At 67.9% G+C, this 12,352-nt stretch carries 10 protein-coding genes; 6 read left to right on the top strand and 4 right to left on the bottom strand.

What is annotated here, in order from left to right; translation table 11 throughout:
• Positions 1 to 33 precede the first annotated feature (33 nt).
• Positions 34 to 963: a LysR family transcriptional regulator gene (locus C8P66_RS14945; RefSeq protein ID WP_111399083.1), complete on the bottom strand. Its 930-nt coding sequence runs from the start codon at positions 961 to 963 to the stop codon at positions 34 to 36.
• 97 nt (positions 964 to 1,060) lie between these two features.
• Between C8P66_RS14945 and C8P66_RS14940 the strand changes: the two genes are divergently transcribed.
• The 6 genes from C8P66_RS14940 (at position 1,061) to C8P66_RS14915 (ending at position 9,409) form a co-directional block, all read left to right on the top strand.
• Positions 1,061 to 2,539 (top strand): 4-hydroxyphenylacetate 3-hydroxylase family protein, encoded by a 1,479-nt coding sequence (locus tag C8P66_RS14940; protein ID WP_111399082.1) that lies wholly within the window; start codon positions 1,061 to 1,063, stop codon positions 2,537 to 2,539.
• A gap of 186 nt (positions 2,540 to 2,725) precedes the next feature.
• A complete protein-coding gene (locus tag C8P66_RS14935; RefSeq protein ID WP_111399081.1) occupies positions 2,726 to 3,823 on the top strand; it encodes an ABC transporter ATP-binding protein in 1,098 nt (365 codons plus the stop codon).
• Positions 3,824 to 3,854: 31 nt separating this feature from the next.
• Complete coding sequence (locus tag C8P66_RS14930) at positions 3,855 to 4,910, top strand: ABC transporter substrate-binding protein (RefSeq protein WP_211314159.1); 1,056 nt, start codon at positions 3,855 to 3,857, stop codon at positions 4,908 to 4,910.
• Between the two features lie 13 nt (positions 4,911 to 4,923).
• Positions 4,924 to 6,276, top strand: a complete 1,353-nt coding sequence (locus C8P66_RS14925) for an LLM class flavin-dependent oxidoreductase (RefSeq protein WP_111399080.1) — start codon at positions 4,924 to 4,926, stop codon at positions 6,274 to 6,276.
• A gap of 18 nt (positions 6,277 to 6,294) precedes the next feature.
• Positions 6,295 to 7,659 (top strand): LLM class flavin-dependent oxidoreductase, encoded by a 1,365-nt coding sequence (locus C8P66_RS14920; protein ID WP_111399079.1) that lies wholly within the window; start codon positions 6,295 to 6,297, stop codon positions 7,657 to 7,659.
• Positions 7,660 to 7,669: 10 nt separating this feature from the next.
• Positions 7,670 to 9,409: an ABC transporter permease subunit gene (locus C8P66_RS14915; protein ID WP_111399078.1), complete on the top strand. Its 1,740-nt coding sequence runs from the start codon at positions 7,670 to 7,672 to the stop codon at positions 9,407 to 9,409.
• On the opposite strand, the gene metW is transcribed toward C8P66_RS14915, so the two are convergent.
• The 3 genes from metW to C8P66_RS14900 form a co-directional block, all read right to left on the bottom strand.
• A complete protein-coding gene (gene metW, locus C8P66_RS14910) occupies positions 9,406 to 10,005 on the bottom strand; it encodes a methionine biosynthesis protein MetW (protein ID WP_111399174.1) in 600 nt (199 codons plus the stop codon). The genes C8P66_RS14915 and metW overlap by 4 nt on opposite strands.
• 102 nt (positions 10,006 to 10,107) lie before the next feature.
• A complete protein-coding gene (locus tag C8P66_RS14905; protein WP_111399077.1) occupies positions 10,108 to 11,046 on the bottom strand; it encodes an isopenicillin N synthase family dioxygenase in 939 nt (312 codons plus the stop codon).
• Positions 11,047 to 12,087 (bottom strand): ABC transporter substrate-binding protein, encoded by a 1,041-nt coding sequence (locus C8P66_RS14900; protein WP_111399076.1) that lies wholly within the window; start codon positions 12,085 to 12,087, stop codon positions 11,047 to 11,049.
• Between the last annotated feature and the right edge of the window lie 265 nt (positions 12,088 to 12,352).

Below are 12,352 nucleotides of genomic sequence, written 5' to 3'. Positions count from 1 at the left end.
GCGGGCTTTGTGCGCGCGATCGGCTGAGCAGGGTCAGAAGCCCACTTCCCGCGGGTCGAACATGCCGCCGCGGGAGAAGGCCTGGCGCACGTAACCGGCAAAGGCCTCGACCGCGGGGCGCCGCGACCGCCCGGTGTGCGACAGCAGCATCAGCCGCACGCCGGGCAATTCGGGTTCCAGCGGGAGTGCGACGATGCGGCGGCCATCGGTCGCATAGGGGCTGCGCGGCACGATGTTCAGCACCGACCAGCCATGCCCGGCGGCAACCATCCCGCGCACCATCTCGATGCCGCGCGAACGGAAACCGATCACCGGGGTGAGCCCGGCCGCGCGAAACAGGCCGAGGAAATAATCGCGCGAGCCGGGCAGGTCGAGCAGCATGAACGGCTCCTCGGCCAGATCCGAGAGCCGCACACTGGCGCGGCGGGCCAGGCGATGCGTCGCGGGCAGCATGGCATGCGGCGGCAGATGGGCCAGCGGCTCCGCCGTCATCCCCTCCCCCAGCGCATAATCATAGGCGAGCGCGACCTCGGTCCGCCCTTGGGTCAGCGAGGCCAGCACCCCCTCATGGTCGGCCTCCTCCAGCACCAGGCGGATGCGGGGGAAGATGGTGTTGAAGCCCGAGAGCAGCGCCGGCACGAAGCGCGGCGCCACGGAGACGAAGCAGCCAACGGCGATGTCACCCACCGGCTCGCGCCCCATGGCGCGGGCGGCCTGGTAGAAGTCATCGGCATGGGTCAGCAGCACCCGCGCCTCGGCCAGCACCCGGACCCCCGCCGGGGTCGGCGACACGCCGCGGGCATGGTGGCGGATGAAGAGGGAGAAGCCGAACTCGGCCTCGCAGGCCGCGATCGCGTCGCTGATCGAGGGCTGCGACAGATGCAGATGCTTCGCGGCCGCCGAGACCGAACCGGCATCCGCCACGGCGACGACATAGCGCAGGGACCGGAGGGAGAGCCGCATCTGTATAGGCTATACCTATCCAGTACCGTGGCAGAAGATGGTTTCGCCGATGCCCTGACGCGGCGCAGCATGACGCCTTGGCAATCAGGGGCAGGCGATGATCCGCACCGGCGCGCAATACCTCGCGGGGCTTCAGGATGGGCGGGAGGTCTATATCGATGGCGCCCGCGTGCGGGATGTCACGAGCCACCCGGCGCTGCGCCCCATCATCGCGGCCAAGGCGCGGGTCTACGACCTGCACCATGCCGAGGCTTCGAAGGCGGCGCTGACGTATACCGATGATGCCGGAACCCACAGCCTGCTGCTGAACCCGCCGCTGACGCGCGAGGACTGGCATCGCAAATGGGCGGGGATCGACCTTGTGCTGCGCGACCTCGGCGGCGTGGTGACGCGGATGGGCGATGAGACGGTGGGCGAGATGTGGTCGCTGGCCGATGGGCGCGATGTATTGGCCGAGATCGACCCTCGATTCGCCGAGAACATCGACCGCCACATCCTGGCCTCCGTGCACAACGACCCCTTCCACGTCTCCGCCAATACCGATCCCAAGGGCGACCGCTCCCGCCCGGTCGAGCAGCGCGACCCGGATATGATGATCCGGGTGGTGAAGGAGACCGATGCCGGCATCATCCTGCGCGGCGCGAAGTACGAGACCGCCGCCGCCTATGCCGACCAGGCTTTCCTCAAGCCCACGGTCGGCGCCTGGACCAATGAGAAGGAGAGCCAGCACGCCGTCGGCTGCATCGTGAAGATGGGGGCGAAGGGGGTGAAGCACATCTGCCGCGCCTCCTTCGCCACCCAGGATGCCGCCGACCATCCGATCGCGACGCGCTTCGACGAGGTGGAGGCCCTGGTCGTGTTCGACGACGTGCTGATCCCGTGGGAGGATGTGTTCTTCTACCGCCACACCCGCGCCGCGCAGCATGTGCGCGCGACCCTGCACCGCTACAGCGCCTTCCCGTTTGTTCTGCGCCTGCTCTACAACGCCGATGCGATGATCGGTGCGGCGATGTGGAACGCGCGGCAGACCGGGTTGGAAAAATTGCAGGCGGTGCAGGAGAAGCTGGCCGATCTGGTCTGCTACCGCGAGGGCATCCACGCGCATCTGACCGCCTCCATCGCGCTGTCGGAAACCTCGCCGGCGGGGTTCCAGATGCCGAACCAGTCGCTGCTCTATGCCGGGCGGGTGCTGGCCTGCAGCCAGCTTCCGGCGATGATGCACACGGCGCGGGAATTGATCGGCGGGCAGATCTGCGTGACGCCCGACGCCGCGCAATTCGATGGCGAGGCCGGCCCCTGGCTGCGGAAATTCTACACGCTGAACGATGCCTGGAATGCCGATGACCGGCGCAAGCTGCTCGCCTATGCGCGCGACCTGCTGAACAGCGGCTATGCGGGGCACCGGCTCGCCTTCGCGCAATTCGCCCAGGCCCCGCATTTCAGCCATCTCGCGGCGGTGTATCGCGCCTTCGACTTCGAAGGACCGCTCGACTTCGTGCGCCGCGCCGCGGGGCTGTCGGACCGCATCCATGGCGCCGCGACGGCGCCGCCCGCCAAGCTCGGGGAAGCTGCGTGATGCTGTCACGGTTTTGTGCAGCTGCATCCTGCGCAGCGCCGGTTGCCGCATGTCTCATCAAAGCCGATGCGCCAGGGGTATTTTGTGCCGGGCCTGGCGCGCGCCCGGCGTCGGCGCGGCTAGACTACGCTGCGCCAGACGTCTTGAGGTCGCATATGCGTTGGGGCAACTGACGGAATCGGACACATGAACGCAGACACCGGGAGCACCGTCACGGCAAGCGTCAACCAGGGCCGTCCCGCCAAGCTCTCGGCGCGCGGAATCGCCAAGCGCTATGGCATGGTGGATGCGCTGCTGCCGATCGACCTCGACGTGGCACCGGGTGAGTTCCTGACCGTCCTCGGCCCCTCCGGGTCCGGCAAGACCACGCTGTTGCAGCTCATCGCCGGGCTGATCGAGCCGAGCGCCGGGGCGCTGTTCATCGACGGCCGCGACGAGACGCATACCCCCGCGCATAAGCGCGGCGTCGGCGTGGTGTTCCAGAGCTACGCGCTGTTCCCGCATATGACGGTGCGGGAGAATGTCTGCTTCCCCTTGCAGATGCGCCACATCCCCCGCGCGGAGTTGCAGCGCCGGGTCGCCGCGACGTTGGAGATGGTCGGGCTCGGCGCCTTGCAGGACCGCTTTCCCGGGGAGCTGTCCGGCGGGCAGCAGCAGCGTGTGGCGCTGGCGCGGTGCTTCGTGTACCAGCCGGCGCTGATCCTGATGGATGAGCCGCTCGGCGCGCTGGACCGCAAGCTGCGCGAGACGATGCAGATCGAGATCAAGCGGCTGCACCGCGACACCGGCGCCACCATCATCTTCGTCACCCACGACCAGGACGAGGCGCTGGCGCTGTCCGACCGCATCTGCCTGATGAACCACGGCCGGATCGAGCAACTCGGCGAGCCGCAGGATATCTACGAACGGCCCAAGACCCTCTTCGCCGCCGATTTCATCGGCATCTCCAATGTGATGCGCGGGCGGGTCGGTCCGGGCGGAATGCTTGAGACCGCCGATGGCGCGCTGCCGCTCCCTGCCGGGGCGCCGTGCCCCGCGGCGGGCCAGACGGCGGCGCTGGTGATCCGCCCGGAACATATCGAACTGCTGCCCCCCGATGGCACCGCCTTGCGCGGCCGCATCAGCGAGTCCGTCTATGCTGGCTCCGAATTCCGCCTGTTGGTGACGCTGGATTCGGGGACCACGCTGGTCGCCCGCCGCTCCCCGGGCCACGCCGAACTGCGCATCGGCGATGAAGTGGCGCTGGGCTGGGCCGCCGACCGGGCGCGCCTGCTGCCCGCTTGAGACGTATATGGCTTTCGTTGAGGAGATGACGATGACGGACCCGACCAGGACAGCTTCCCGCCGTGCCGTGCTGCGCGCCGCGGGGCTGGCCGCGCCTTTTGTCTTCACCGGCGGCCGCGCCTTCGCGGCGGACCAGATCATTTCGGCCGATGTCGGCGGAGCGCCGGGCGCGGCAATCCGAAGCGCCTTCTACGAACCCTTCGAGCAGGAGACCGGCATCCGCGTCGTCGGCGTGGGGCATGAGCCCGACCCGACCGTGCAGTTCAAGCTCGCCGTGGACAGCCGCAGCTACATCTGGGACCTGTGCATGGTGACGCCCACGCATGTGCTGAACCTGACCGCGCCGCGGATGTACCTCGAACCGCTGAACATCGCCCCGATGTCCACGCTGGTCGAGGGCATGCTGACGCCGACCTGGCTCGGTTTCTCGGTCTTCTCCACCGTCATCGCCTATCGCACCGACAAATTCGGCGATGCCGGGCCGCAGAACTGGGCGGATTTCTGGGACGTGGGGAAATTCCCCGGCCGGCGTGGGCTGTATCGCGGCTATACCGGCGTCATCGAGGCGGCGCTGATGGCCGATGGCGTGGCCTCGAAGGATCTCTACCCGCTCGACCTCAATCGCGCCTTCCGCAAGCTCGACCAGATCAAGCCGCACATCAACGTCTGGTGGACCAGCGGCGCGCAGAACACGCAGTTGCTGCAAAGCGGCGAGCTGGACATGTGCGACACCTGGAGCGCCCGCGCCTATGCCGCCATCGACAGCGGCGCGCCGGTACGCACGGTCTGGAACCAGGGGCTGTACTCGACCGATGGCTGGTCGATCCTGCGCGGCACGCCGAAGGCGGATCTGGCACGCCAGTTCATCGCCTTCTGCATGAAGCCGGAGCGGCAGGCGGCCTATTCCAACGTCGTCGCCAATGGACCGACCAATACCAAGGCCTTTGATTTCATCACCGCCGAACGCGCCCGGCTGCTGCCAACCTCCGCCGCCAACCTCGCCGGGCTGGCACCGAGCAACGCCGCCTGGTGGACAGCGAACCGCACGAAGGTGCAGGAACGCTTCCAGGATTGGCTGCTGGGCTGAAGGAAACACCGCCATGCCCGCCGAACGCCGTATGCATCTCGCCTTCTCGGCGCATCTGTCCGGCGCGCATCCGGCGGGGTGGCGACACCCCAGCACGGAAGACGGCAGCGATGTCAGCATCGCCGCCTATCGCCGTCTGGCGCGGATCGCGGAGGCCGGGCTGTTCGATCTGTTCTTCATGGCCGATACCCCGGCGCTGCGGATCGACAATCTGGAATCCTGGAGCCGGTTTCCGCTCTTCACCAATGTGCTGGAGCCGCTGACGGCGCTGTCCGCCCTGGCCGGGGCCACCGAGCATATCGGCCTCGGCGGCACCGCCACCACCAGCTTCAACGAGCCGTTCAACGTGGCACGGCAATTCGCCTCGCTGGACCATGTCAGCGGCGGCCGCGCGGCCTGGAACGTGGTGACCACGGCGAATAATTACGCCGCGGGCAATTTCGGCCATGCGCCTTTGGCGCCGCATGCCGAACGCTACGACCGCGCCCGCGAGTTCGTGGCGCTGGTCAAGAAGTTCTGGAACACCTGGGAAGACGATGCCTTCGTCTATGACCGCGAGGCCGGCCGCTTCTACGATCCGGCCAAGCTGCATCCGGTGCTGCACGAGGGGAAGCACTTCCAGATCAAGGGCGGGCTGAACCTGGAGCGGACGCCGCAGGGCCATCCGGTCATCATCCAGGCCGGTGCCTCGGACGATGGCAAGGCGCTGGCCGCGGAGACGGCGGAGGTGGTCTTCGCCTCGGCCAATACGCTGGAGAAGGCCCAGGCCTATTACAGCGACGTGAAGGGCCGCATGGCCGCCTTCGGCCGCGAGCGCGACGAGCTTTGCGTCCTCGCCGGCATGCCCGTCGTCGTCGGCGAGAGCGAGCAGGAAGCCGAGGACAAGCACCAGACCTTGCAGGCCTTGCTGCATCCGGCGGTGGCGCGGCAACGGCTGGGGATGGATCTGGAGACCGACCTCTCCGACCTGCCCTATGACGAACCCATCCCTGAATCCCGCATCCCGAGCAAGGCGAACCTGCACACCGCCTATTTCGCCGAGATCGTGCGGATGATCCGGGAGGAGAAGCTGACCCTCCGCCAGATCGCCCAGCGCTACGAGCGCGGCACCCGGACCCTGCGCGGCACACCGAAGCATGTCGCGGACAGGCTGGAGGAATGGTTCACCGGCGGGGCCTGCGATGGCTTCATGCTGATCCTGCATCTGCAACCCGCGGGGCTGGAGGATTTCGTGCGCCTGGTGGTGCCGGAATTGCAGCGACGGCACCTGTTCCGCACCGAATATACCGGGCGCACACTCCGCGATCATTTGGGCCTGCGGCGCCCGCCCTTTCGCGCGCCGAGCCTGGCCAAAGCCGCGGAATAGCCGAGAAGGACATCGCCCATGACCGCCGAACGGAAAATGGCCTTGGCATTGCTGGTCAATGGGACCGGCCACCACGGCGCCTCCTGGCTGCATCCCAGCACCCAGGCCGATGCCTCGACCAGCATCGAATGGTATCGCGACACCGCGCTGCTCGCCGAGCGCGGGCTGTTCGACCTGTTCTTCATCGCCGATACCCCGGCGGCGCGGACCAGCAACCTCGAAGCCTATAGCCGCTTCCCCATCTTCATGAATGTGTTCGAGCCGGTGACCCTGCTCGCCACTTTGGCGGGGCTCACGAGCCACATCGGCCTTGGCGGCACGGTCAGCACCAGCTTCACCGAGCCCTATAATGTCGCGCGGCAATTCGTCTCGCTCGACCATTTGAGCCACGGCCGCGCGGCCTGGAATGTCGTCACCTCGGCCAACGACTTCGCCGCGCGCAACTTCGGCCTGGACCGGCTGCCGCCGCACGCGCAGCGGTATGAGCGCGCGCAGGAATATGTCGATCTCGTCCGCAAGCTCTGGGACAGTTGGGAGGATGACGCCTTCATCTTCGACCGCACCAGCGGGCTGACCTTCGACCCCGCCAAGCAGCATGCGGTGGATCACGAGGGCAAATTCTTCACCCTGCATGGCGCGCTGAACATCCGCCGCGCGCCGCAGGGCCATCCGGTGATCATCCAGGCCGGGGCCTCGGACACCGGGCGGGAATTCGCGGCCGAGACGGCGGAGATCGTCTTCTCCTCCGATGCCTCGATCGAGAGCGGGCTGCGCTTCTATCGCGACCTCAAGGGCCGCATGGACAAGTTCGGCCGCGACCCGGACGAGTTGAAGATCCTGGCCGGCAAGCCGGTGCTGATCGCCGACAGCGCCCAGGAAGCCGAGGACATGTTCCAGACCTTGCAGGAGATGATCCATCCCATGGTCGGCCGCATGCGGCTCGGCATGGATCTGGAAACCGACCTGTCCGACCTGCCGCTGGACGAGCCGATCCCCGAGGACCGCATCCCCAAGACCTCCAACCAGCACAAGGCCTATTTCGACCACATCGTGGAGATGATCCGGACGGACAAGCTGACCCTGCGCCAGCTCTATCTGCGCTACGAGCGCGGCAACAAGACCTTCCGTGGCACCGCCATGCAGGTGGCCGACAATCTGGAGGATTGGTTCGCGGCCGGGGCGGCGGATGGCTTCATGATGAATTTCAGCATCATGCCGATGGGGCTGGAACGCTTCGTGGCCGAGGTGGTGCCGGAGATCCAGCGGCGCGGGTTGTTCCGCACCGCCTACACCGGCCGGACCTTGCGCGAAAACCTCGGGCTGAAGCGGCCGGCGAACCGGCATGTCGTGCCGGCGCCCGCGCCGCTGGAGGTGGCCAAGTAGCCCCCGCCCGATGAGCGCCGCCCTGGCGCCCCGCCGGCGGGACGCGCTCTGGCTCGCCGTGCCGGGTGTGCTGTTCCTGGTGGCCTTCCTGGTCGGGCCGGCGCTTGGGCTGCTCTCGCTCAGCTTCACCGATGGCGACACCGGCGCCTTCTCGCTCGCGGCCTACCGGCGTGCCTTTGGCGTCGGGGTCTATACGCGGATCATCGGTTCGACCTTCATGATCGCGTTGCAGACGATGGGGTTCTGCCTGCTGCTCGGCTATCCGCTTGCCTATTGGCTGGCCGGGCTGCCGGCGCGGAGGCGGCGGATGGCGACGCTGCTGGTGCTGCTGCCGTTCTGGACCAGCGCGCTGGTGAAGAACTTCGCCTGGCTGGTGCTGCTGGGCCGCACCGGCATCGTCGCCGGGACGCTGCAAGCCCTGGGCGTGGAAGCGCCGCCGGACCTGCTGTTCAACCGCGGCGTCGTCCTCTTCGCGATGACGCATAGCCTGCTGCCGCTGGCGGTCATCTCCATGCTCTCGGTCATGACCGGGATCGATGAGCGGCTGCGGCCGGCGGCGGGCACCTTGGGCGCCTCCCGCGTGGTCGCGTTCTGGCGCGTCTATATGCCTCTATCGATGCCGGGGGTCGCCTCGGCCGGGCTGCTCGTCTTCATCGCCGCCCTTGGCTACTTCATCACCCCGGCACTGCTGGGCAGCCCGCGCGAGACGATGATGGGCAATGCCATCATCATCCAGGTGCAGCAGATGGACAACATGGTCTTCGCCGCCGCCCTGTCGGCCGTGCTGATCGCGGCGGCGCTGCTGACCTGCGTGGTCTATGACGCGATCTTCGGGCTGTCCGGCATGTCGGGCGGCGGCGGCGCGGTGCGGCGGTCGCCGCATGGCCTGGTCCGGCGGCTCGGGCTCGGGCTCAGCCGGGTGCTGGCGGCGGTGTTCGGCGGCCTGGCGGAGGGGGCGGCGCGGCTGCTCGGTGGGCATCGCCTCGGCTGGCTGCTGCCGGCCTATGCCTGCGCCATGGTGGTGGTGCTGGTGGTGCCGGTGCTGTCCATGGTGCCGATGGCCTTCACCAGCTCCAATTTCATGTCCTTCCCGCCGCCCGGCTTCAGCCTGCGCTGGTTCGAGGAATATGCGACCTCGCCGGTCTGGGTCTCGGCGACCTTGCGCTCCTTCGGCATCGGCATCGCCACGGCCTTCGTCACGGTGACCTTGGCGACGCTGGCCGCGCTGGGGCTCGCGCGCAGCGGCAGCCGGCTGTCGGGGGCGGCCTTCCTGATGTTCATGACGCCGATGGTGGTGCCCTCCATCGTCGTCGCCGTGTCGCTGTTCCAGCTCTTCGCCAAGATCGGGCTGGTGGCGACCGACCTCGGCATCATGATCGGGCATACGGTGCATGCCATGCCGATCGCCTTCGTGATCCTGCTGGCGACGCTCAAGGGGCATGACCTGCGGCTGGACCAGGCGGCGGCGACGCTGGGTGCCAACCGGCCGCGCACCTTCCTGCGCGTCACCATGCCGTTGATCCGCGGCGGGCTGGTGGGGGCGCTGATCTTCGCCTTCCTCGCCTCCTTCGAGGAGCTGACGGTCGCCATGTTCATCGGCGGCGGGCTGCGGAGCACCTTGCCCAAGCAGATGTGGGATGACGTGAACCTCCAGGTCAGCCCGGTGCTGGTGGCCGCCTCGGTCGTCGTCGTGGTGATCGTGACGGTGCTGTTCCTGCTGGGCGAGTATCTGCGCCCCGGCCGGCGCTAACCCCGCGTCAGCAGGAACAGCGCCTGTTCCCCGAACAGATTGGCCAGCCAGGCGCTGCGCCGCCAGGGCGCCTTGAGCCCGCGGTCATCCACCGCCAGCCAGCGCTCCACCCGGTACTCCTCCAGCGCGCAGAGGTCGAAGAAATCCCGGATCGTGCAGGGGTGGATGTTCGGCGTCTCGTACCAGGCGCGGTGCCAGGTCTCGGTCATCGGCATCCGCCCGCTGGTCAGGATCTGCAGCCGCAGCGCCCAATGGCCGAAGTTGGGGAAGGAGACGATGGCATGCTTCCCGATGCGCAGCATCTGGTGCAGCACCTCGCGCGGCCGCTCCACCGCCTGGAGCGTGCGCGACAGCACCACGTAGTCGAAGGCCTGGTCGGGGTAGAAGGCCAGATCCTGGTCCGCATCCCCGTGGATCACGGCAAGACCGGCGGCGACCGCCCGGGTCGCCTCGGCCATGTCGATCTCCATGCCCCGCGCATCGGCGTTCTTCTCGCGCTGGAGGTGGCCGATCAGCGCGCCATCGCCACAGCCGATGTCCAGCACGCGGGCGCCATGCGGGATCATCTCCGCGATCAGCCGCAGATCGAGCCGCATGTTCTTGGCGACGAAACGGATACTGCTGGCGTCGTCGGGCACGGGTCTGCCTTGTTCGGTGTTACGGCGATCTAGGACCCTCGCCGCCGCCCCGCAAGCGCGTCAGGCCGGTTGCGGCTCCGCCCAGGATTTGCTGCGGGCCTTGAAATTGGCCAGGACGCGTTCCCCGGCGACAATCGGCGCGAAGGCCTCGCCCTCCGGCCGGTGGCCGGCCAGCGTCATCGGGTCGATCACGGTATGATAGGAGGGATGCACGAACAGCGGCATCGAATACCGCTCCTTCCCCGAGCGGTTCACCACATGATGCAGCGCCGCGGCATAGCGCCCGCCGGTCCAGCGATGCAGCAGCTTGCCGACATTGATGACGATGGCCTCCGGGTCCGGCACCACGGGCCACCAGGCGCCATCGGGGCCGAGCACCGACAGCCCGCCGTTCATGTCCTGGATCAGCAGCGTGATGAGCCCCTCATCCACATGCGGCGCCACCCCGTAATCCGAGGTTTCGGCGACCGCCTCGGCCGGCGGGTAATGCACCACGCGCATGTTGGAATAGGTCTTGGCCGAGGCTTCGTCGAAAAAGCCCGGATCGACCTCCAGATGCCGCGCCACCGCCTGCAACACCGCCTGGCCGACCGCGAACATCGCGCGGTAGCAGGTCGTCAGCCGTGCCTCGAAGCCCGGCAGCGCCGGAAACGGCGTTTCGGCATGGAAGGGCAGCGCACGCAATTCGGGCTCCTCCGGGCGATCCGGATGGCCCATCGAGAAGGCCTCCTGGCCAGAGGGTTTTTCGCCCGGGCGCACGCTGTCGAACATCGGCACATAGCCGCGGTTGTTGGCGCGGTTCTGCACCGCGCGCTTCACCGCCTCGGGGGCGGCGAAGAACTCTTCCGCGGCGGCGAAGGCGTCGGCGATCACCTCCGGCGGCACGCCATGCCCGCGCAGGGAGACGAAGCCGCAGCTCTCGAAGGTCGCGCCCAGGGCGGCGATGGTCGCCGGATCGGCAGCACCGGCCGAGAAATCGACCGAAGGGACATTCGGCATTCAGATGCCTCCGCTCAGCATGCGTTCGGAAATCGGGGGAAGATAGGCATCGGTGTACATGTCCTCGGGCTTGACCGTGTTGGGCAGGCCATAGGCCTGGGCCACCGCCGCAAGCCCCCGGCCCAGCCGTGCCGGATCGACCACCGACAGGCCGTTGCGCAGGACATTTTCCGATCGGATCATCTCATCGATCGAGACCGCCTGGCGTTCCGTCTCGATGGCGACATCGGTCAGAGGCTCGGTGGCGCGCAGGGCGGCGATGGCTTCGGCCGGGTTGCGCTGAGCGTAGATCAGGCTGCGGAAGGCGCCCCGCAGCACCGCCCGCACCAGATCCGGATTCCGCTGCGCATAGGCCTTGGTCGTGACGTAGCAGGAGCCGTAGAGATCCAGCCCATAGTCGCGATAGTACATGATCCGCTGCGCCGGCAGGTCCATCCCCAGCGCCTTCAGCGACAGCGCGGTGCTGGTGGCGGCCCCGGTGATGCCATCGGCACGGCGCTGCACCAGCATGGTTTCGCGCAGCTCGGGCTGCACCGTCAGCCAGTTGATCTTGCTCGCATCGATGCCGGCGGCGACGGCGAAGGCGGGGAAGATCTGCCGGCCGGCATCGGACTCGGGTGCTGCCAGCGTCTTGCCTTCCAGATCCTTCGGCACCCGGATGGCGCTGTCGGCACGGACGGTGGTGCAGAGCAGGCTGCGGTCGCCGAAGATGCCGATGACCAGCAGCCCGGCATTGGGATTCTGGGCGACGAATTTGATGACCGGGTTGATGTCGGCCTGCGCCATCTCATAGGCGCCGCCGGCGACGTCGACCGGCACGCGGCCCGACCCAAAGCCGCGATCGACCGTGATGTCCACGCCCGCGTCACGGAAAAACCCCTTGTCGCGGCCGAGCAGCATATAGGCGTTGGGCCCCTGGAAGGCCCAGTCGACCTGGTACTTTACCCGTGGCAGGGCGGTCTGCGCGCGCAGGATGGCGGGCGTGCCGAGCAGGGCAGCACCGGTCAGGACGGCTGCGCGACGGGTGATGGCTGGGGTCATGGCAGGCTCCGGCGGGGCGGACGCGGCGTCACGGGCGACGCAAGGCTGCCCCTATCGCTGCCGGCAAAGCAAGCCGCGCGCCATGCCGCGCGCCCTTGTCCCCGGCGATATGGCCCCGAGCACTGTCCAAGAGACAGGCAAATGCCCGGCCGCCTGCCTGCAACTGCGGCGGCCTAGCAGCCTGTCGGATTCACGTCATGGATGTGGTTGCCTGGTCGGGTCTGGGTGGGTTCATGGCTGCATCAGGCGATGCAGCCTGCGGCAG

Source organism: Humitalea rosea (genome assembly GCF_003253705.1).
Lineage (GTDB): Bacteria > Pseudomonadota > Alphaproteobacteria > Acetobacterales > Acetobacteraceae > Humitalea > Humitalea rosea.
The sequence above is the reverse complement of the archived record's forward strand: the minus strand, read 5'-3'. Positions and strand labels throughout refer to the sequence as shown.